This is a genomic window from uncultured Methylobacterium sp., assembly GCF_964244095.1.
Lineage (GTDB): Bacteria > Pseudomonadota > Alphaproteobacteria > Rhizobiales > Beijerinckiaceae > Methylobacterium.
In genome coordinates, this window is record NZ_CAXTHR010000075.1 from 1 (window position 1) to 20,585 (window position 20,585).

Annotated in this window: 17 protein-coding genes; 2 read left to right on the top strand and 15 right to left on the bottom strand. The window is 68.4% G+C overall.

The annotated features are described in order from the left end of the window. Nucleotides 1-1,102, top strand: a 1,102-nt coding sequence (gene gltA, locus ACFE86_RS13080) for a citrate synthase (RefSeq protein ID WP_375455766.1), incomplete at its 5' end; no start/stop codon positions are given. 120 nt (nt 1,103-1,222) lie between these two features. Here the strand turns inward: gltA and lpxB are convergent. The 10 genes from lpxB to ACFE86_RS13130 form a co-directional block, all read right to left on the bottom strand. Continuing rightward, nucleotides 1,223-2,371: a lipid-A-disaccharide synthase gene (lpxB, locus tag ACFE86_RS13085; protein WP_375455767.1), complete on the bottom strand. Its 1,149-nt coding sequence runs from the start codon at nt 2,369-2,371 to the stop codon at nt 1,223-1,225. Further along, nucleotides 2,368-3,255 carry an LpxI family protein gene (locus ACFE86_RS13090; protein ID WP_375455768.1) on the bottom strand — a complete coding sequence of 296 codons (888 nt, stop codon included), beginning with the start codon at nt 3,253-3,255 and terminating at the stop codon, nt 2,368-2,370. The genes lpxB and ACFE86_RS13090 overlap by 4 nt, the downstream gene beginning before the upstream one ends. Then, complete coding sequence (gene lpxA, locus ACFE86_RS13095; protein ID WP_375455769.1) at nt 3,245-4,063, bottom strand: acyl-ACP--UDP-N-acetylglucosamine O-acyltransferase; 819 nt, start codon at nt 4,061-4,063, stop codon at nt 3,245-3,247. Before lpxA ends, ACFE86_RS13090 begins: the two co-directional genes overlap by 11 nt. Continuing rightward, nucleotides 4,060-4,524 (bottom strand): 3-hydroxyacyl-ACP dehydratase FabZ, encoded by a 465-nt coding sequence (fabZ, locus tag ACFE86_RS13100; RefSeq protein WP_375455770.1) that lies wholly within the window; start codon nt 4,522-4,524, stop codon nt 4,060-4,062. Before fabZ ends, lpxA begins: the two co-directional genes overlap by 4 nt. 113 nt (nt 4,525-4,637) lie before the next feature. Next, nucleotides 4,638-6,899 carry an ATP-binding protein gene (locus ACFE86_RS13105; protein ID WP_375455771.1) on the bottom strand — a complete coding sequence of 754 codons (2,262 nt, stop codon included), beginning with the start codon at nt 6,897-6,899 and terminating at the stop codon, nt 4,638-4,640. A gap of 231 nt (nt 6,900-7,130) precedes the next feature. Further along, the gene (lpxD, locus tag ACFE86_RS13110; RefSeq protein WP_375455772.1) at nt 7,131-8,189 is read right to left on the bottom strand and encodes a UDP-3-O-(3-hydroxymyristoyl)glucosamine N-acyltransferase; all 1,059 of its coding nucleotides are present in this window, start codon (nt 8,187-8,189) and stop codon (nt 7,131-7,133) included. A gap of 53 nt (nt 8,190-8,242) precedes the next feature. Then, the gene (gene bamA / locus ACFE86_RS13115) at nt 8,243-10,807 is read right to left on the bottom strand and encodes an outer membrane protein assembly factor BamA (RefSeq protein WP_375455773.1); all 2,565 of its coding nucleotides are present in this window, start codon (nt 10,805-10,807) and stop codon (nt 8,243-8,245) included. Nucleotides 10,808-11,221: 414 nt separating this feature from the next. Next, on the bottom strand, nt 11,222-12,376 hold the full coding sequence (locus ACFE86_RS13120; RefSeq protein ID WP_375455774.1) for an RIP metalloprotease: 1,155 nt from the start codon (nt 12,374-12,376) through the stop codon (nt 11,222-11,224). Between the two features lie 172 nt (nt 12,377-12,548). Continuing rightward, entirely contained in the window at nt 12,549-14,114 is a 1,566-nt protein-coding gene (locus tag ACFE86_RS13125) for a DHA2 family efflux MFS transporter permease subunit (protein ID WP_375455775.1), read from the bottom strand. Between the two features lie 5 nt (nt 14,115-14,119). Then, nucleotides 14,120-15,343, bottom strand: a complete 1,224-nt coding sequence (locus ACFE86_RS13130) for an HlyD family secretion protein (protein ID WP_375455776.1) — start codon at nt 15,341-15,343, stop codon at nt 14,120-14,122. A gap of 134 nt (nt 15,344-15,477) precedes the next feature. Between ACFE86_RS13130 and ACFE86_RS13135 the strand changes: the two genes are divergently transcribed. Then, complete coding sequence (locus ACFE86_RS13135) at nt 15,478-16,125, top strand: TetR/AcrR family transcriptional regulator (protein ID WP_375455777.1); 648 nt, start codon at nt 15,478-15,480, stop codon at nt 16,123-16,125. A gap of 261 nt (nt 16,126-16,386) precedes the next feature. Here the strand turns inward: ACFE86_RS13135 and ACFE86_RS13140 are convergent, their stop codons facing one another. The 5 genes from ACFE86_RS13140 to ACFE86_RS13160 all read right to left on the bottom strand — a co-directional run. Continuing rightward, nucleotides 16,387-16,992, bottom strand: coding sequence for a HEPN domain-containing protein (locus ACFE86_RS13140; protein WP_375455778.1), 606 nt, complete (start codon nt 16,990-16,992; stop codon nt 16,387-16,389). Further along, nucleotides 16,989-18,044 (bottom strand): ParA family protein, encoded by a 1,056-nt coding sequence (locus ACFE86_RS13145; protein WP_375455779.1) that lies wholly within the window; start codon nt 18,042-18,044, stop codon nt 16,989-16,991. The genes ACFE86_RS13140 and ACFE86_RS13145 overlap by 4 nt, the downstream gene beginning before the upstream one ends. Nucleotides 18,045-18,266: 222 nt before the next feature. Further along, the gene (dxr, locus tag ACFE86_RS13150) at nt 18,267-19,445 is read right to left on the bottom strand and encodes a 1-deoxy-D-xylulose-5-phosphate reductoisomerase (protein WP_375455780.1); all 1,179 of its coding nucleotides are present in this window, start codon (nt 19,443-19,445) and stop codon (nt 18,267-18,269) included. Nucleotides 19,446-19,459: 14 nt separating this feature from the next. Further along, the gene (locus ACFE86_RS13155; protein WP_375455781.1) at nt 19,460-20,320 is read right to left on the bottom strand and encodes a phosphatidate cytidylyltransferase; all 861 of its coding nucleotides are present in this window, start codon (nt 20,318-20,320) and stop codon (nt 19,460-19,462) included. A gap of 23 nt (nt 20,321-20,343) precedes the next feature. Then, on the bottom strand, nt 20,344-20,585 hold a 242-nt coding region (locus tag ACFE86_RS13160; protein WP_375455782.1), incomplete at its 5' end, for a ribosome-recycling factor.

Sequence of the window (20,585 nt, forward strand, 5' to 3'; positions counted from 1 at the left end):
GGGCGTGCTGCTCTATCGCGGCTACCCGATCGAGCAACTGGCCGAGCAGGGCGACTTCCTCGAGACCTGCTACCTGATGCTGTTCGGCGAGTTGCCGACGCCGGGCCAGAAGGCCGATTTCGACTACCGCGTCACGCGCCACACCATGGTGCACGACCAGATGAACCGGTTCTTCACCGGCTTCCGCCGTGACGCGCACCCGATGGCGGTGATGGTGGCGTCCGTCGGCGCGCTCTCGGCGTTCTACCACGACTCGACCGACATCACGGACGAGAGCCAGCGCATGATCGCCTCCATGCGCATGATCGCCAAGATGCCGACGCTGGCCGCGATGGCCTACAAATATTCGATCGGGCAACCCTTCGTCTACCCGAAGAACGACCTCGACTACACCTCGAACTTCCTGCGGATGTGCTACGCGGTGCCGTGCGAGGACTATCAGATCAATCCGATTTTTGCCAAGGCACTGGACAAGATTTTCATCCTGCACGCCGACCACGAACAGAACGCCTCGACCTCGACGGTGCGGCTCGCGGGCTCGTCGGGCGCCAACCCGTTCGCCTGCATCGCCGCCGGCGTCGCCTGCCTGTGGGGGCCGGCGCATGGCGGCGCCAACGAGGCGGCGCTGAAGATGCTGATGGAGATCGGCACGCCCGAGAACGTCGGGAAGTACGTCGCCAAGGCCAAGGACAAGAACGACCCGTTCCGGCTGATGGGCTTCGGGCACCGCGTCTACAAGAACTACGACCCGCGCGCGCGCATCATGCAGAACACCACCCACGCGGTGCTGAAGGAACTCGGCAAGACCAACGACCCGCTGCTCGAGGTCGCGATGCAGCTCGAGCAGATCGCGCTCAAGGACGAGTACTTCGTCGAGAAGAAGCTCTACCCGAACATCGACTTCTACTCGGGCATCACGCTGAAGGCGATGGGCTTCCCGACCGACATGTTCACGGTGCTGTTCGCGGTGGCCCGCACCGTCGGCTGGATCGCGCAATGGGCCGAGATGATCGAGGACCCCTCGCAGAAGATCGGCCGCCCGCGCCAGCTCTACGTCGGGCCGGCCAAGCGGGATTATGTCGGGATCAACGAGCGGGGGTGAGCGCGCCGGCGCGGTTATCTCCCTCCCCCGCAGAGGGGGGAGGGTTAGCCCGCGCATCATGCGGACGCGCTGCGGGACGAGCGTCTTCCGTAACCCCGGCGAAATGAGCACCGCCGAGCCTCAGCGTCCGGCCATCGCCAGCACCACCCGCGCCGCGCTGCGGCTCGGGGCCTCGTCGTCGGGGAGCCGCATCAGGCCGTCGATGCGCTCCAGCGCCGCGGCCTGCCGCTCGCGGGCCGCGCCGCCGGTGACGAGCGGCGCGAGCGCGGCCGCGAGCCGGTGGGGCGTGCAGTCCCCCTGCACGAATTCCGGCATGGCGTTCTCACCCAGGATCAGGTTCGGCAGCACGATGGTCGGCACCTGGATCAGGCGGCGGGCCACCGCCGCCTCGACCCGCGAGACCTTGTAGGCCACCACCATCGGCACGCCGGCGAGCGCCAGTTCGAGCGTCACGGTCCCCGACGCCGCGAGCGCGGCGCGCGCCCGGCGGAAGGCCCTGTACTTGGCCGCCTCGCCCGCCACGATCCGCACCGGCGCGTCCCAGGCGAGCGCCATCCGCTCGATCAGGGCGCGGTGGCGGGTCACCGCCGGCAGCACCGCCTCGACCGGGCCGACGGCCTGCGCGAGCCGCGCCAGCGTCGCACCGAAGACCGGCATCAGCCGCTCGATCTCGGAACGGCGCGAGCCCGGCAGCACCACGAGGCTCCAGGGCTGCGATGCGCGGGCGGCCGCGTCCGCCGCATCGGGCCGCAAGTCCGAAAACCGTTCGATCAGCGGGTGGCCGACATAGGTGCAGGGCGGCCCGTCGAGCCGGCGGTGCGCCTCCGGCTCGAACGGCAGCAGCGCCAGCACGTGATCGACGAAGCGGCGCATGCCCTTGGCCCGCCACGGGCGCCACGCCCAGACGCTTGGGCTGACGTAATCGACGATCGGCAGGCCGGGCAGGCGCTTGCGCACGCGCGCGGCGACGGCGTGGGTGAAGCCGGGGCTGTCGATGATGACGAGCACGTCGGGGCAGGCGGCGACCACGTCGTCGACCGTCTGGCGGATGCGGCGCAGCAGCGTGCGCAGCCGCGCCAGCACCGGCAGGTAGCCCATCACCGCCACGTCATCGAGGGGAAAGAGCGAGGCGAAGCCGTGGGCGGCCATCGCCTCGCCGCCGACCCCGCCGAAGCTAATCGGCTCGGGCGCCAGCGCGCGCAGCGACGCCATCAGCTTGGCGCCGAGCTGATCGCCGGAATCCTCGCCCGCGACGAGCCAGATCCTCATGCGATCGCCCCCACGCCCATCAGGAAGAGCCCGAGGCGGTCGGCCTCCGCGGCCGTCTCCGCGCGGTCGATCACCAGGGTGCGGCCGGCCTCGATCGCCAGGCCGGCGCAGCCGGCGGCGGCGGCGTTGCGCACCGTGCGCGGGCCGACCGCCGGCAGGTCGATGCGCAGGTCCTGGCCAGCTTTGGCGCATTTCACCAGCACGGTGCCGGGCAGCGCGCGTCCGTGGCCGAAGGGCTTGCGGCCGGCCGCTCGGGCGCGCGCCAGCATCCGGTCGGTGCCCTCGGGCCCCTCCACCGCGAGGACGCGGTCGGTCGCCACCACCACCGCCTGTCCGACGTCGAAGGGCGAGAGCGCGGAAAGCAGCGCCCGGCCGGTGGCGATCGACGCTCGGCCCGCCGCGTCCGGCACGTGCCGGCCGATCCGGCCCTCGGGACTGAGCAGGTCGGGCGCCGCCTCGTGGACGCCGAGCACCCGGTGGCCGTTCTCCTCCAGCAGCGCCAGCGCGCCGCGCAGCAGCCGGTCGTCGCCGCCGTCCACGAGGCTCTTCAGGGCCGCGCGGTTGCGCAGGGCGGCGGCGGCGTTGAGGATCGCGGCCGGGCTCGGGCGCGCGACGCCGCCGGCCGGCACCACCGTCGCCGGCCCCCAGGTCTTCAGGATGCGCAGCGTCCCGCCGACGTCGAGGAGGTCGACGGTGGCGTCGGCGCGTGCGCGCATCGGCCGGTCGGTGAAGCCGCGCAGCGCCAGCACCTTGAAGGCGCGGCCGGCCCGGTCGAGGGACTCGGCGACGCGCTCGGGCAGGCGCCCGGCGCCGGCGATCAGGACCAGCGTTCCGGAGGCTGGCAGCCCAGGTCCCGGCCGGGCGGCCTCCGCCTCAGGCCGCACCGACCGGCGCCGGCGCCTCGCGCGGCGTGCAGATCGAGCGTCGGCCGCCGGCGCGGATGAAGTCGAGCACCTCGCGCACCAGCGGGTGGGCGTCGAACTCCGTCGCCACGTCCTCGACCCGCTCCATCAGGGTGCCCTCCTGGGCGAAGAGCAGGCGGTAGGCGCGGCGCAGCGCGTGGATGTCCTCGCGGGCAAAGCCCCGGCGCTGCAGGCCGACGATGTTGAGGCCGGACAGGGTGGCGCGGTTGCCGAGCACCATGCCGTAGGGGATGCAGTCGTTCTCCAGCGCCGAGAGGCCGCCGATGAAGGCGTGCGCGCCGACGCGGGCGAACTGGATCACCGCCGCGCCGCCGCCGAGGATCGCGAAGTCGCCGACGCTGCAATGGCCGGCGAGCATCACGTTGTTGGAGAAGATCACGTTGCTGCCGACCCGGCTGTCGTGGCCGACATGGGCGTTGGCGAGGAAGGTGCAGTGATCGCCGACCACGGTCTCCAGGCCGCCGCCCTCGGTGCCGGGATTCATCGTCACCCCCTCGCGGATCAGGCAGTCGGCGCCGACCCGCAGGGTCGAGGCCTCGCCGCGGTACTTCAGGTCCTGCGGCGGGTGGCCGATGGACGCGAAGGGATAGATCCGCGTCCGCGCACCGATCCGGGTGTCGCCGGCCACCACCGCGTGGCTGACGAGTTCGCAGCCGGCACCGAGCGCCACCCGCGCGCCGACATGGCAGAACGGGCCGATGCGGCAGCCGTCGCCGATCTCCGCGCCGTCCTCGACGATCGCGCTCGGATGGATCACGGCGGCGCTCATTCGGTCACCAGCATGGCGCCGATCTCGGCCTCGGCGACCAGCGCGCCGTCGACGCGGGCCTCGCCCCGGAACCACCACATGGTCTTGCGTTGGTTCAGCTTGCGCATGTGGAAGCGGACCTGGTCGCCCGGCACGACGGGCTTCCTGAACTTGCACTTGTCGATCGTCATGAAGAACACCTGCTTGGTCCGCACGTGGCTCTCCAGGATGTGCCGGCAGCAGATCGCGCCCGCCGTCTGGGCCATGCCCTCGATCAGCAGCACGCCGGGAAACACCGGCAGGTTCGGGAAGTGGCCGGTGAATTGCGGCTCGTTCACCGTGACGTTCTTGATGCCGACGCAGCTCGCGTCGCCGTCGATCTCGACGATCCTGTCGATCATCAGGAACGGGTAGCGGTGCGGCAGCAGTTCGAGCACTTTCTGGATGTCGGCCGAGCCGAGTTCACGCACCGTCTCGCTCATCGATCTCTTCGCAACCTCACCCGGCTCCGGCGCGCGCCTGCCCACCGCGCAGGTCCATCCATGTCCGACGCGTCCTTTCGACCAGAAAGGCGTCGGGATGCAAGCGCGACGGCTCACGCAACGGTCAGCACCGCACGGACCTTGCGCCCGAGGCCCGCCGCCGTGAACGGCTTCACGATCAGGTCGACGCTCGCATCGAGGCGACCGTGATGGATGATCGCGTTGGGGGTGTAGCCGGTGGTGAACAGCACCTTCAGGCCGGGCCGCCGCGCCCGCGCCGCGTCGGCGAGTTGACGCCCGTCCTGCGGGCCGGTCAGCACCACGTCGGTGAACAGGAGGTCGATCTCGGGATGCGCGTCGAGGAGCGCCAGGGCATCCGGCCCTTCCGGAGCCTGGAGCACCCGGTAGCCCGCCTCCTCCAGGGCCGCGACCGAGAAGGCGCGCACCATCGCGTCGTCCTCCACCGCGAGCACCGTCATGTCCGGCCGGGGCGCGCGCTCCAGCAGGCCGGGGATGAGCGTGGGGATTTCCATCGCGGCGCCGGCCGCGGCGTAGCGGGCCTCGGCCGCCGGCGTCATGCGCGGGACGTAAAGCTTGATCGTGCTGCCGTGCCCCGGCTCGGAATGGATCGCCGCGTGGCCGCCGCTCTGACCCATGAAACCGTAGACCTGCGCGAGGCCAAGGCCGGTGCCCTTGCCGACGGGCTTCGTGGTGAAGAACGGCTCGAACGCCCGCCCCTGGATCTCGGGCGCCATCCCGGTGCCGGTGTCGGAGACCGCGACCATGACGTACTGGCCGGCCTCCACGCCCTCGCGGGTCGCGGCGTAGGCCTCGTCGAGGTAAACGTTGCCGGTCTCGATCGTCAGCCGCCCGCCGTCCGGCATCGCGTCCCGCGCGTTGACGGCGAGGTTGAGGATGGCGCTTTCCATCCCGTTGGCGTCGGCCTCGGTCAGCCACAGGCCGCCGGCCAGCACCGTTTCCAGGGTGACCCGTTCGCCGAGCGTGCGCCGGAACAGGTCCGACATCCCCTGCACCAGCCGGTTGACGTCGATCCGCTCGGGATTGAGCGGCGATTGGCGCGAGAAGGCGAGCAGGCGGTGCGTCAGGGTAGCGGCGCGGCGGGCGCCCTCCATCGCCCGCTCGATGCCGCGAACGATGCGCTGATCGGCGTCCCGCACCCGGCGCTGGACCATTTCGAGGTTGCCGATCACCACGGTGAGCAGGTTGTTGAAGTCGTGCGCGACGCCTCCGGTGAGGAGGCCGACCGCCTCCATCTTCTGGGCCTGCCGCAACTGGGCCTCGGCGCGCTGGCGCTCCGTGCCCTCGGCGGCCAGCGCGGCGGCGGTCTCGCGCCAGCGGCGCGTGGCGCTCTGCTCCTGGCGGGTCTGGTGGAGCGCGAAGGTCGAGGCGGCCAGGAGCGCCAGGGCGGCGAGCCCGGCGACGGGGGCGAAGGCCAGGACGTTGCGCCACCATTGCGCGCTCACCGCCGTCTCGCTGAGGCCGAAGCCGATATAGACCGGGTAGGCCGCGACCTTGCCGAAGGCGAAGATCCGCGTGGTGCCGTCGACGTCCGATCGCGCCATGAACGGGCGTCCGTTCCGCTCCGCGATCCGTCGGAACAACGGCGCATCGACGGAGATCCGGGTCGCGGCCGTACCGGGATGGCGGGCGAGCAGTTCCCCGTCGAAGCGGACCATGACGACGCTGTGCTCGGGGTCCGGATCGACCTCGCGGTAGAAGTCCTCGAAGTACGAACGATCGATCGACAGGGCGATCGCCCCTTGGAAGCTCCCGTCCGGGTCGAACACCGGCTCTGCGAAATTGAACGCCGTCCGGTCGGACTGGCCGACCAATGCACGCGAGATGTAGACGGGCTTGGCAGGCGTCGGACCGGCCTGCCGGAGCGCGATGAACCAGTCGTGATCGGCAAAGGAGACCTCGGGATCGGCCGGATAGATCCGGCCGCTCGCCTTCATCCGGCCCTCGGCGTCGGTGATCGTCACCGTGGCGATCTGATCGTAATCGGCCTGCAGCGCGGCGAGGAACGCGTGCAGGTCGGCGCGCTGCTCCTCGCTGCCCCAGTCCATGCCGCGCAGGCGTCCGTTGACGCGGTCGAGGATGAGCTTCTGGGTCTCGAAAACCTTGACCGCGTGCTCTTGCAGGAGCCGCAGCGTCCGCTCGACGCGGGTCTCGGCCTCGCGCACGACCTCGCCGCGATTGTACCAGCTCGCCAGCGCGAGCAGGACGAGGGGCAGCAGCAGCGCCAGAACGATGAGCGCGCGGGCCCCGCGGATCGCGGCTCCGTCACGCGTGACGGGACCGCGTTGCTCCGGCGGCGGCATCGGCCCCTGTCGTGCTGTCTCGGCGTCGTCCATGTCTCATCCCATGCGCCGAATCGGACGCAAGCCGCCGAGCCCGAGCTTAACGCCCGGCGGCGCCACGAACAGGTGGAACGCCTCCGAATCGTGCCTCGCTCGGCGGGTGGTCCGTCCGCGTGGCAGCCGGAGCGCAATCCGACGCGGCGATCATGGCTTCGGTGCAGGGAAGCGCGACGGGACCCGGAGCCGCGGACGGGATCGCCGTCCGGCGGAACCCTGTGGTACCGCTCAGTCCTTCTCCTCGGGCCCGTCCCGGCCCGAACGCTCGGCGAGGCGCGCGAGCGTCGTCAGTTCCCGGAACCACGCGCGGACGGGCTTGGCCGGCGTGCCGCCCCAGCGGCTGCCGGGCGGCACGTCGCGGTTGACGTTGGAGGAGCCGGCGATCTGCGAGCCGCGCCCGATGCGCAGATGCCCGACCACGCCGACCTGGCCGCCGAGGACGACGTAGTCCTCCAGCGTCGTCGAGCCGGAGATGCCGACGCCCGAGACGATCACGCAGTGCCGGCCGATCACCACGTTGTGGGCGATCTGCACGAGGTTGTCGATCTTGGTGCCCTCGCCGATCACCGTGTCGCGGGAGGCGCCGCGGTCGATCGTGGTGTTAGCGCCGATCTCGACGTCGTCCTGCACGATGACCCGGCCGACCTGGGGCACCTTGAGGTGGCTCGCGCCCATCGCGAAGCCGAAGCCGTCCTGGCCGATGCGGGCGCCGGGATGGACGATGACGCGGTTGCCGACGAGCGCGTGGCTGAGCGTCACGCCGGCGCCGACCGAGCAGTCGCGCCCGATCCGCACGTTCGGGCCGATGGCGGCATTCGGGCCGATCACCGTGCCCGAGCCGATCTCGGCGCCGGGGCCGACGACCGCGCCGGGATCGATGGTGACGCCCTCCTCCAGACGCGCGTCGGGATGGACGTGGGCGCCCGGCGCGATGCCGCGGGCGCCGAACTGCGAGCCGGGCCGCAGGGCGTCCGGATGCAGCCGGCCGAGCAGCGCGGCGTAGACGCGGTAGGGGTCGCGCACGACGAGGGCCGCGGTGCCGGCCGGCACGCGGGCGGAGAAGCGCGGCGCGACCAGGCAGGCGCCGGCCCGCGTCGCGGCAAGCGCCGCGCCGTAGCGGGCGTTGTCCATGTAGGCGAGGTCGCGCGGCCCCGCGCGTTCGAGCGGCGCTGCTCCGTCGAGAAGCCGCGCCGGATCGGCCCCCTCGGGCAGGGGTACGCCGGCGGCCTCGGCGACGGCGCCGAGGCTGAGGCCGGGCCTTGCGATGAAGAAGACGGGATCTGGCATGGACGACGCGCCGCCCCGGAAAATCCCCAAGGCGGCGCGGACCTTTCTTCGGACTAGAACCGCGAGCCGCCCGAGAAGCGGAATGCCTGGATCTGGTCCTTGCCGACCTTGCCGAGATACGAGCCGTCGGCGCCGAACACCTTCTGGCCCTCGTCCTTGCTCAGCGCGTAGGCGTAGTCGAAGCGGATCGGGCCGAGCGGCGAGTTCCAAAGGATCGAGGCGCCGACCGACGAGCGGATGACGTTCTTGTCGCGCACGCTCACGCATTCCGGCTCGACGCCGACCGTGAAGGCGTTGAAGTTGCAGCGTCCGGTCACCGGCGAGGTGCCGTTGATGAAGCCGTCGCCGTTCACGTCGAACGAGGTGCGGCCGTGGTAGCCGAACAGCGTGCCGGCATCGGCGAAGAACGCGCCCTTCAGGCCGAGGTCCCGCGGGATGTAGGGGAGTGGGAACTGGACCTCGAGGGTGCCGCCGACGTAGGTCGAGCCGCCGATGGCGTTCGAGCGCGCGTCGCTGGTGCCGACGTCGCGCGGGCCGATGCCGTTCGGGGCGAAGCCGCGGACCAGCGACGGCCCGAGGAAGAACTGGTCGGTGATGCGTAGCGGGTTGCTGTCGAGCGCCTGCACGTGGCCGCCCTGGAAGCGGACGAAGCCGACCACGTCCTCGTAGAGTTCCTTGTAGTAACGCGCGTCGCCGGTGACGCGGAAGAACTTCGAGTCGCCGCCCAGCCCCGCGACGTCGGGCTTCAACTCGGCGTAGATGCCGTTCTTCGGGTTGCCGATGATGTCCAGCGTCGAGTAGGCCAGCGTCAGGCCGGCGAGCGAGGTGAGCGTGCTGCCCTGCGAGCCCTTGATCGCGATCGACGCCTCGCCGTTGTAGGCGCAGTCCGGGTACTTCGCGAGGCCGCCGACGTTCTGCCCGTTGATGACCTTACCGGGGTCGTAGCGCGGCGTGAAGCCGGGGATCGGGTTGGAGCAGTCGTTGTAGGGCTGCTTGAGGCCGTTGGGCACCTTCAGCTCGGTGTTGTAGAGCGAGTAGCGCAACGTCACGCCGAACTCCTCTGTCACCGGCAGGCCGATGCGGATCTGGCCGCCGTAGACGGTGGTCTCGTAGCGCGAGTAGCGCGTCAGGTCGCTGTACTTGTAGAAGGCGTCGAAGCCGGCAGCCAAGCGGTAGCCGAGGAAGTACGGCTCGGTGAACGAGAAGTCGACGCCGCGGGAATACTGGCCGCCGGTGCCGGCGACGCGGACGTACTGGCCGCGGCCGAGGAAGTTCGATTCCGAGACCGAGACCTCGCCGATGATGCCGTCCTGGGTGGAGTAGCCGCCCGCCACCGAGAACGAGCCCGTGGGCTGGTCCTCGACGTCGATGTTGATGACGACGCGGTCGGGCGCCGAGCCCGGCTCGTTCGAGAAGCGCACCTTCTTGAAGAAGCCCAGCCCGTTCAGCCGGCGCTCGGCACGGTCGGTGAGCACGCGGTTGTAGGCGTCGCCTTCCGCGATATCGAGCTCGCGCCGGATGACGTAGTCGCGGGTGCGGGTGTTGCCGCGGACGTTGATGCGCTCGACGTAGACGCGGGGACCGTCCTCGACCACGAAGCCCAGCGACACCTGATGGGTGGCGCGGTCGCGCTGGCCGGTGGGCCGCACCTGCGCGAACGGGTAGCCGGCGCGCGCGACTTGGTTGGTCACGCCGGTCAGCGTCTTCTCCACGTCCTCGGCGTTGTAGACGTCGCCGACCGCGGTGCGGACCTCGCCGTCGAGCCTGCCCGTGTCGAGGCCCGGCAGGCGGGAATCCACCGCCACGGCGCCGACCGTGTATTGCTCGCCCTCGTCGACGGTGACCGTGATCACCCAGCCGTTGGCGTCGGGGCCCTCGACGTAGCGGGCGTCGGCGTTGACGATGCGGAAGTCGGCGTAGCCGTTCTTGAGGTAGTAGCGCCGCACCAAGTCCATGTCGTTGGCGATGCGATCGGGATCGTAGACGTCCGACGTCTTGATGAACGACAGGAAGTTCATCTCCGACGAGGACACCAATCCCCTCAGCTTCGACTCCGAATAGACGTTGTTGCCCACGAAGTTGATCGACACGATGCCGGTCTTGTCGCCCTCGTCGATCTGGTAGATCACGTCGAGGCTGCCGTTGGGCAGGTCGACGGTGCGGTAGGTGACCTTGGCGGTGCCGCGCCCGGCGCGGCGGTAGACTTCCTTGATCCGCGCGAGGTCGGACTTGATGACGCCTTCGCTGAAGGCGCCGCGGGCCTTCGCCTCGATCTGCCCTTCGAGGGTGGCCTTCTCGATCTTCTTGTTGCCCTCGAACACCACGCGGTTGATGAGGTTGTTCTCACGCACCGTGACCACGGTGCGGCCGCCGCTCGCGGCGACCTTCACGTCGGAGAACATGCCGCTGGCGAGCAGGTTGCGGCGCGCCTCCTCGGCAGAGCCCGATGCGGTGCCGGTGACGTAGGAACGGATGGTGTCGGCATCGACGCGCCGGTTGCCCTGGACGACGATCTGCTGGGCCTGCGCGAGCCCGGTCAGCGCGAGGCCGGCCGCGGCGGCTAGGACGATGGTCCGCTTCACCGACTTGCGCCGGCGCTTCCCCGTCATCGACATCATCTATTCGCCCGTCTGTTTCGTCGTCGGATCGGGTTCGCACCCGCGCCGGGCGATCGTTGGCCGACCGTCCCGTAAATACCAGGTCCAGGATGGCTGGCCCAAGCGTAGCTCTTATCGGGATTCCCCTGCCAAGCAAACGCCGCGGGGGGCCGCATCGCAGGGATTTTGGGGGGTCGTGGCCTTCGCGCCACTTAACGCGCCGCGAGGTTCCAAGCCATTTCGCCGCAGGGTAAATCAACCGTAAAGCTCTGCGCCGCCACGCAATTCCGGAACGGGACCACGTTGCGGAAACGCCCCGCCGAACCCGCAGGCCGAGCCGGTTTTGCGGGCCCGGTCACGTCGAGACGGGCCTCGTCGGCCGCCCTGGGGGGCGAAAGGCGGCCGGAATGCGGCGAACCGGAAGCCGCGGTTCCGTCAGGTGGCGCGCCAGGAGGCGCCGAGGTTGAGGATGTCGTTCCAGGCGGCAAACAGCATCAGCACCAGCACCAGGGCGAGCCCGACGCGGAAGCCGATCTCCTGGGCGCGCTCGCTCAGGGGCCGCCCACGCACCGCCTCGAAGGCGTAGAACAGCAGGTGGCCGCCGTCGAGCAGCGGCACCGGAAAGAGGTTGAGCAGGCCGATCGAGACCGAGAGCAGGGCGATCAGGCCGACGAGCCCGCCGAAGCCGCCGATCTTGGCGACCTCCCCCGAGACCCGCGCGATGCCGATCGGGCCCGACAACTGGTCGGCGGATTCGCGGCCGGTGGCGAGCTTGCCGAGATAGGAGAAGGTGCGCTCGACCACGAAGGCGGTCTCGTTCACGCCAAGCGAGAGCGAGGCGAGCGGGCCGTATTCCACGAGCTTCGCCTCCGAGGCGGCGGGCGAGCGGATGCCGAGGCGGCCGATGCGGTGGCGGCCGAACTTGGTGCTCTCCTCGTGGACGAGCGGCGTCGCGGTGATCTCGCGCTCGGTGCCGGCGCGCTCGACGACGAAGCGCAAAGGCGTCCCGGCGCTGCCGGTGACGACGCGGTACATCGCGTTGAAGTCGGGGATCGGCTCGCCGTCGATGGTCTTAATCAGGTCGCCCGGCTCGAATCCGGCCTGCGCCGCCGCGCTGTTGGGATCGATCGCCGAGACGCGGGCCGGCAGTTCGAGGCGGCCGCCGAGCCAGATCGCGCCGGCAAACAGCAGGATCGCCAGGAGGAAGTTGGCCACCGGGCCGGCGACGACGATCGCCGCGCGCTTGGCCACCGGCTGGGTCGGGAAGCTGATCGCCCGCTCCTGCGGGCTCATCCGCGCGAGGGTCGCGGGGTCGGGGACGCTGGCGCCGTTGGCGTCGCCGTGGAACTTGACGTAGCCGCCGAGCGGGATCGCGCAGAGCTTCCAGCGGGTGCCGTGGCGGTCGTTGAAGCCGACGAGTTCCGGCCCGAAGCCGATCGAGAAGGCGTGCACGCCCACCCCGCACCAGCGCCCGACCAGGAAATGCCCCATCTCGTGGACGAACACCACGACGGTCAGCACGAACAGGAACGGGATCACCGCGCCGAAGAAGCCGGTGGCCGTGCCGCCCATCGCGGTCAGGAAGTCCATGCGTCGATCCTCCGGCCGCGACGGGCCCTTCGGCAGGGTTCTAGCAGATCGGGGCGGCTCTGATCCAACCCAAACCCGCGCCCGCCGGCCGGCACCGTCGCACGGGCGCCGGCCGGCCGCGACGGCCCCGCGCCGCGGAGCGGCGTTTTCCCCCGCAATCCCGGTCCGCGCGTCAGTGCCCGCCCCCGCCCGGAGCGGCCGTTGGCCTCCGGATCAGCGGCGTCGCGAGGGCGGTGAGCAGGAACAGGCCGGTGAGCACCAGGAACACGTCCTCGAAGCCCATCACCAGGCCCTGCATCCGCACGGTGTTGGCCATCGCCTTGAGCGCCATCCGCTCGGGCTCGCCCCCGAGCGGCTCGAACTGGCGCCGCAGGGCGTCGAGGCGCTCCAGGGCGGCGGCGTTGGCCCAGGTGAAGCGCTCGTGCAGGCGCGCCAGATGCAGGTCCCAGCGGTCGTTCATCAAGGTGTTGATCAGCGCCAGCCCGACCGCACCGCCGAGGTTGCGCGTGAGGTTGTAGAGGCCCGACGCGTTCTTGATGCGCGCCGGGGCTAAGGTGCCGAGCGCGATGTTGTTGATCGGGATCATGCACAGCATCAGCGAGCAGCCGCGCAGCACCTGCGGCCACAGCAATTCCCAGAAATCCCAGTCCTTGGTCAGCCCGGTGACGATCCAGGTGCCGGCGGCGAGCCCGGCAAAGCCCGTCGCCATGAAGATGCGCGGGTCGATCCGGCCGGTGAGGCGGCCGACGACCGGCGCGGTGGCGAACATGCACAGGCCCGAGACGAACATCGTCTCGCCGATCTGCAGCGCCGAGTAGCCGCGCACGCGGGCGAGGTAGACGGGATAGAGGTAGGTCAGCCCGTAGAGGCCGATGCCGAGGACGAAGCTCGCCGCGCAGCCGGCGGCGAAGTTGCGGTCGGCGAAGGCGCGCAGGTCGACGATCGGCTGCTTCGCCGTAAGGACGCGCCGGAAGAAGCCGAGGCCGCAGACCGCGCCGACGAGGGCGCAGAAAGCCACCGCCTCGTCCTGGAGCCAGTCGTGGTTCGGGCCCTCCTCGAGCACGTATTCGAGGCAGCCGAGCAGGCCCGCCATGAAGGCCAGCCCGTACCAGTCGAAGCTCTTGAACAGGCCGAGGTTGGGCTCGTCGAAATCGATGAGGAGCCAAGTCGAGATCGTGACGACGATGCCCGGCACGACGTTGACGAGAAAGAGCCAGTGCCAGGAGCCGAGGTCGGTGAGGTAGCCGCCGACCGTCGGGCCGATGGTCGGCGCCAGCGTCGCCACGAGCCCGATCATCGGCGAGACGATGCCGCGCTTGGACGGCGGGAAAATGGTGAAGGCGGAGGCGAACACCGTCGGGATCATGCCGCCGCCGATGAAGCCCTGGAGCGCGCGCCAGACGATCATCTCGTTGATCGAGGAGGACGTGGCGCACATCACGCTCATCGCGGTGAAGCCGCCGGCCGAGATCACGAACATCCAGCGCGTCGAGAGCACCCGCGACAGGGTGCCGGACAGCGGGATCGAGATCACCTCGGCGATGAGGTAGCTGGTCTGCACCCAGGGGATCTCGTCACCGGATGCCGAAAGACCCGCCTGGATCTCGTTGAGCGAGGCCGAGACGATCTGGATGTCGAGGATCGCCATGAACATGCCGAAGACCATGCACAGGAACGCCACCATCCGGCGGCGGTCGAGCGGCGGCTCGGCGGCGAGCGGCAGGGCGGCGGCGGCCATCGCCGTCAGTCCTGCTTGTGCGCTGTTTGCAGCAGCGGCGCGTCGGCGCCCTCGCGGGTGTCGACGCGGACCGTCACCGACAGGCCGGGGCGCAGCAGCCCTTCGGCGGCGACCTCGGCCGGCACGCGCACCCGCACGGGCAGGCGCTGGACGATCTTGGTGAAGTTGCCGGTGGCGTTGTCGGGCGGCAGCAGGCTGAACACCGAGCCGGAGGCGGGCGAGAACGATTCGACCTCGCCCGCGATCGCGCGGCCGGGATAGGCGTCGACCTCGATCGCCGCGCGCTGGCCCGGCCGCACGCGCACGAGCTGCGTCTCCTTGAAGTTCGCGTCGATACGCACGCTCTTCAGCGGCACCAGGGCGGCGATGCGCGAGCCCGGCGCGACGTAGGCGCCGGCCTCCACCGCCTTGTTGCCGACGACGCCGTCGAACGGCGCGCGGATCGTCGCGAAGTCCACGTCGCGCCGGGCGCGGTCGACCGCCGTGCGCAGCTCCGCGGCGAGGTCTCGCGCCTCCCGCTCCTGGGCATGCAGCACCTCGACATTGGCTTTGGCCGCGATCAGGCCGGCCTCGGCGCCCTTCACCGCGGCCTCCGTCCGGTCGCGGTCGGCCTTGGCCTGATCGAGGCGGGACTTGGCCACGTAATCGGCCTGCATCTGCGTCGAGCGGGTGTAGTCGGCGAGCGCCCGCACCGCGTCGGCCCTCGCGGCGTCGACCTGCGCCGCCATCTGCGCGGCCTGCGCCTGCGCGGCATCCGCCTGCCGGCCGATCCGGACGATCGTGCTCTCCTGCGTCGCCAGCTTGTCCTGCGCCGCCTGCTGCGCGAGGCGGTAGTCGCCGTCGTCGAGGCGGGCGATCACGTCGCCCTTCCTCACCGACTGCCCGTTCACCACCGGGACCGCCTCGAGATAGCCGGCGACCTTGGCCGCCAGGACCGAGATGTCGGCCTGGACGTAGGCGTCGTCGGTCGACACGAAGAACCGCCCGACGCTCCACCATTGCCAACCCTGGTAACCGCCGCCGGCAAGGGCGGCGCAGAGCAGGCCGAGCAGCAGAAGCTTCCGGATGGGGCGCTTCTTGGCGGGCGGCGGCGTCGGGATCGCGGGAGCGGCCTGCACCGGAGCCTCCGGCCTGCGGGTGACGGCCGGGGCCTCGGCACGGTCGAGGCCCACCGCGTCGGTCGGCCCGCTTCCCGCATCGGCCCGGTCGCCATCCTCGCGCAACGACATCATCGCCATCCCGAATTCGATGACCGAACCGTTCGGTCAATGACGTGCGCTGGTTGACGCACCCCGTCTCAGGCGGCTAGATACCACTGACCGAACGGTTCGGTCAATCCAGATCGCAACGCAGGATCACCACGATGGCCGCGCCCGGCGCGACGCTCGAACCGAGCTTTCCTCCGATGCCGCCGGAGAGCGACAAGCGCCGCCAGATCCTCGACGGGGCGCGCCGGGTCTTCATGGGGGCCGGCTTCGACGGGGCGAGCATGGGCGAGATCGCCCGCGCGGCCGGCGTCTCGAAGGGCACGCTCTACGTCTACTTCGACAGCAAGGAGGCTTTGTTCGAGGCGCTGACGCTGGAGGAGAAGCGGACGCTGGCCGAGGTCCTGTTCCTGCTCGATGCCGACGACCCCGACGTCGCCGCGGTGCTGACGCGCCTCGGGCAGACCTACCTCGTCGAGATGGTGCGGCCCGAGCACGTGGCGGTGATCCGCATGGTGATCGGCGCCTGCGAGAAGTTTCCCCGCTTCGGGCAGGCGTTCTTCGAGGCCGGCCCGGCGCAGGGGGTGGCGCGGCTCACCGCCTATCTCGACGCGCAGGTCGCGGCCGGGCGGCTGCGGGCGACGGACACGGATCTCGCCGCCAAGCACTTCCTGCACCTGTGCCAGGCCGGCCTGCTGACGCGGCTGCTGTTCCGCGCCGGCGGCCCGGTCACGGAGGCGGAGATCGGCTACCGCATCGCCGAGGCGGTGCGGGTGTTCTTCGCCGGCTACGGGCCGGAGCAGTAACGGCAAAGCACGCTCTAACCTTTGATTTTACCATAACTTGATCGAGAAAGAAGGTTTTTGTTGGATTGACGCACCATCTGTCAACCTGAGATTCGGTGATTGGTTTACCTGTCTGTACCCAAGCGCCACCCGTTAAGTTTGCTTCTTAGGGATAAAATTGGTGAAAAGCCGATCCTCTGCTGTTGTGCACACAAACCTGGACGCTGATGCAGTTCCGGCCGAGCATCTCAAGTTAATCGTTCCGCCATTGTAGCACGCGTTTTACTGGTTGTCGGTTACGGCTCTTGCTATTGCCGTACCAAGTTCCCGCAAAAAAATAATCGAATTTTCGATGTCTTCGCTGTAAATAGGCCATAGCTCGATTCCGCCGTAAGCAGGATTAACATCCGCTTCATGAGCAATTCTGTTTCGTAGATCTACAACTCCCTTGAGCCTCGCCTTGCATGAGGAAGCCGAAGCGCCTAATTTCTCTGCGACCTTGTCCCAGGGGTTTTCCGTTAGCTGACGTAGGCACTCGGCGAGCTTTTCCGGAGCGACAAATGATTTAAAAGAATTATCTTTTCTAATGCAATTCTCGATCATGGCCGCCTGTGCGGCACCATTTAATAGAGCTGCGTTAAAAGGGACTCGGAGAATTGGAATTTCTTTACCAAAGCTCAACCTATGGAGCGCCTCTGTACGAAAAATATCATGTATGTACAAGTCAAAAGAACTAACGACGAGAACGAGGGAAGATCTAAGAATATCGTCGCAATTTAAGGCAGCAGGAGCAGTATTCTTTAGATATTCATAAATAGATCGCATTCCGGATGCACGATCACAACCGCTGTAGAATATTCTTAAGGCGGAAACAATATGCGGTTTCATAAAAGTATCTGCGAAATTTTTTCAGCACCAGCAGTATAAATCTTCTTGAAATTTTTCGCGCTGTCGACTTGATTGCTAGCAACAGAGCCTGAATTCTTAATGTCATCGCGGCTAAGCTCAAATACAGGCTTCGAAAGGGACTGAGAAATTGCGATAAGACTGTTGAAATCGGGAACCTCAATCAAAAAATCGCCCAATGCTGCATTGGCATTGTCATAAATGTTCTCTTGAAAAACTAGATTGGCATTCGTAAGGGATGGAATCAGATCGTCTGATTTCACACTTAATAGGGCATCAAACCATTTCTGATACGCTCGCGTTGGCGCAGCCTCTTTACCATCTCGTGAGCGTATCCTGTAGTTCTGGACAATGGAGCCGACATACTTAGGGGTTTTACCCGGCCAGGGATATGCCGAATCTTGAAGGACAGGCTGCTCTCCAGCCCGGGCTGACCACTGGTTCCACTTCGGAAGTATGCGGGATAATGATCTTAAAGCCATTGCTGAAAAGAAATCTGGCGCCATCGGGATAATAAACGCATCACTAGTCGTAAATAAATTTTGATTAAGTGCACCAAGACTTGGACTCATATCTACAAGAACAAAATCGGCTTCGATAGATTTCGCGGTTATATCTATCAACCAGCGGAGTGAACCCGGTATATTTTGTAATGCCACAAGAGATGATGAAAGTTCGTGGGCAATGGCTAGTTGGCTCTCGTATTCTGCAAGTCCAACATGGCCCGGAAGAACGTAAAGACCCGGACGTGCTAATATTGGCTGCAATTCTACGGGGCTCAGTGGAACCGGTCTCGCTTCAAAAGCGGGCGCTAATCCATCTCTAATGTTAAGAAATCTGCCTTTTTCTTGATATGGATATTCTTCAGAGTGACTATATTCCAGAACTAGACCAGTCAGATTGCATTGCGGATCGCAATCTACTAAAAGAACTTTATGTCCTTTCGCAGCAAGCATCCAACCGATGTGGAAGACTGAAGTTGTCTTCGATACCCCACCTTTGTGGTTGAAAAAAGCTATTTGCTTGTGCGCCACTCTCGCCTCCGCCCTTTAATGCCGAGAAGAGTTAAACTAGTTTGAGAATCAAAGCAACTCGAGGTTGTTATGGCTCCGGTCTTTCGATGATTTGATCGATCGCTTCCAAGCTGTCATTCGTAATGTTTCAAGGTCCTGCTCGGATGGCAGTCCGATCGTCAAACCGTGCGTCGACATGAAATCGAGACACAACCTAAAGATAAGGCATATCGCAGCGGCCTTCTATCCCGCCGCTTGCATCCGCGTCAGCGCCGCCGCGCTCCAGGCCCGCGCCTCGGCGTCGATCGCCAGCGCCGCCTCGACGCCCTCCGGCGCGGTGCGGTGGAGGCCGGAGAAATGCTCGCAGGCGCGCTCGACCAGTTCGGCGATGCCGTAGAACCCGATCGCGCCGCGGATGAAGGCGGCGACCGCCACCTCGTTGGCCGCGTTCAGCACCGTCGGCGCGGCGCCGCCCTCGGCGAGCGCCGCGCGGGCGATGCGCAGGCACGGGAACCGTTCCTCGTCGGCGGCCTCGAAGGTCAGGCTGCCGAGCGCCACGAGGTCGAGCGGCCGGCCGCGGGCGATCGTCAGCCGGTCGCCGAGCCCGAGGCAGTGCGAGATCGGCACGCGCATGTCGGGCAGCGCCAGCTCCGCGGTCACGGCGCCGTCGAGCCAGTAGACCAGCCCGTGGACGACGGATTGCGGATGCACCACCACGTCGAGGCGCGCCGGCGCGACGCCGAACAGGTGGTGCGCCTCGATCAGCTCCAGCCCCTTGTTCATCAGCGAGGCGGAATCGATGTTGATCTTCATGCCCATCGACCAGGTCGGGTGGGCGGCGGCCTCCGCGGCGCAGGCGGCGGCGATCCGCTCCCGGGTCCAGGTCCGGAACGGGCCGCCGGACGCGGTGATCATCAGGGTGCGCACGTCGTCGAGCGGCCGGCCGGCGAGCGCCTGGGCGAGCGCGTCGTGCTCAGAATCCATCGGCAGGATTCGGGCGCCGTAGCGCGCGGCGTCGCGCATGAACGCGTCGCCGGCGCAGACCAGGCTCTCCTTGTTGGCGAGCGCGACGGTGCGCCCGAGCCGGAGCGCCGCGTGCGTCGGCTTCAGGCCCGCCGCACCGCTGATCGCGGCGACGACGATGTCGGCGTCGCGCGCCACCGCCTCCAGCACCGCCGATTCGCCGGCCCCGTTCGGGATGCCCGAGCCCGACAGGGCCGCGGCGAGGTCCGCGCCGCCGGCCTCGTCGGCGAGCGCCGCGAAGGCCGCCCCGGTCTCGCGGGCGACACGCGCCAGCGCCGCCGCGTCGCGCCCGCCGACCACCGCGCCGACGCGGAAGCGGTCCGCGTGCTGGGCGAGCAGGTCGGTGGTCGAGCGGCCGATCGAGCCGGTGGCGCCGAGGATGGTGACGGTGAGGCTCACGCCGACGAACTCCTTCAGGCCGCGTGGAAGCGGATCAGGACGAGATACAGGCCGGCGAGCAGTGCCACAGCAAAAAAACCGTCGAGGCGGTCCATGACGCCGCCGTGGCCGGGAATGGACGCACCGGAATCCTTGACGCCGTAGCGGCGCTTCAGGGCGGATTCGGCCAGATCGCCGCCCTGGCTCAGCACCGAGGCCGCGGCGCTGACGAGCCCGACGAGGGCGAGCGGGGTCTCGGCCGGCGGGGCCCAGCCCTGCGCGCGGGCGAGCGCGACGATCCCGATGCCGGCCGCGATCGCCCCCGCCAAGCCGCCGAGGGCGCCGGACCACGTCTTCTTCGGCGAGACCTTCGGCATCAGCTTCGGGCCGCCGAGGCTCCGGCCGGCGACGTAGGCGACGATGTCGGTGGACCACACCACGGCGAACATCCAGGCCGGCCCGAGGATGCCGATCGCGGGCGCGTCGCGCAGCGCCACCGGCACCAGGGCGATCACCGCGCCGCCGAGCAGGCCGCCGAGCGCGCGGCGCCGCCCCGCACCGCGGGGGAGCGCGAGGCAGAGGACCGCGCCGAGGGCGAGGATCGCTGGCATCGCGAAGGCAGGGGCGGCGCCGTGGAAGCAGGCGGCCGCCGCGACGAGCGTTCCGGCAATGACGGCGACCAACCCGCGCCGCGGCGCGGTCCCGCTCATGCCGATCCACTCGGCCGCGCCGACGATGCCGGCGGCGAGCCAGATCGCGGCAAAAGCCCAGCCGCCGAGGATCAGCGCCGAGACCACGACCGCGGCGAGCACGATGCCGGAGACGACCCGCAGGCCGAACTCGCGGTTCGCGAAGGGGTTCTTCCGCACGCCCGCGGCGGCGGCGGGGGCCGTCATCCGGTGCGCGGGGTCCGGCCGCCTCACACCTGCATGATCTCCTTCTCCTTGGTCGCGAGCACGCCGTCGACCTCGGCGATGTGCTGGTCGGTGACCTTCTGCACCTCGGTGGCCTGGCGCTTCTCGTCGTCCTCGGAGATGGCGCTGTCCTTGAGCAGCTTCTTGAGGTGGTCGAGCCCGTCGCGGCGCACGTGGCGCACGGCGACGCGCGCCTCCTCGGTGTACTTGTGCGCGACCTTGACCATCTCCTTGCGGCGCTGCTCGT

Coding starts and splice junctions, on each gene's coding strand:
- fabZ (WP_375455770.1), bottom strand. CDS start 4,524: ATGAGCGAGACGGTGCGTGAACTCGGCTCGGCCGACATCCAGAAAGTG.
- lpxA (WP_375455769.1), bottom strand. CDS start 4,063: ATGAGCGCCGCCGTGATCCATCCGAGCGCGATCGTCGAGGACGGCGCG.
- ACFE86_RS13155 (WP_375455781.1), bottom strand. CDS start 20,320: ATGACGGCCCCCGCCGCCGCCGCGGGCGTGCGGAAGAACCCCTTCGCG.
- ACFE86_RS13125 (WP_375455775.1), bottom strand. CDS start 14,114: ATGGCCGCCGCCGCCCTGCCGCTCGCCGCCGAGCCGCCGCTCGACCGC.
- ACFE86_RS13135 (WP_375455777.1), top strand. CDS start 15,478: ATGGCCGCGCCCGGCGCGACGCTCGAACCGAGCTTTCCTCCGATGCCG.
- lpxD (WP_375455772.1), bottom strand. CDS start 8,189: ATGCCAGATCCCGTCTTCTTCATCGCAAGGCCCGGCCTCAGCCTCGGC.
- ACFE86_RS13105 (WP_375455771.1), bottom strand. CDS start 6,899: ATGGACGACGCCGAGACAGCACGACAGGGGCCGATGCCGCCGCCGGAG.
- ACFE86_RS13140 (WP_375455778.1), bottom strand. CDS start 16,992: ATGAAACCGCATATTGTTTCCGCCTTAAGAATATTCTACAGCGGTTGT.
- ACFE86_RS13130 (WP_375455776.1), bottom strand. CDS start 15,343: ATGTCGTTGCGCGAGGATGGCGACCGGGCCGATGCGGGAAGCGGGCCG.
- bamA (WP_375455773.1), bottom strand. CDS start 10,807: ATGATGTCGATGACGGGGAAGCGCCGGCGCAAGTCGGTGAAGCGGACC.
- ACFE86_RS13120 (WP_375455774.1), bottom strand. CDS start 12,376: ATGGACTTCCTGACCGCGATGGGCGGCACGGCCACCGGCTTCTTCGGC.
- lpxB (WP_375455767.1), bottom strand. CDS start 2,371: ATGAGGATCTGGCTCGTCGCGGGCGAGGATTCCGGCGATCAGCTCGGC.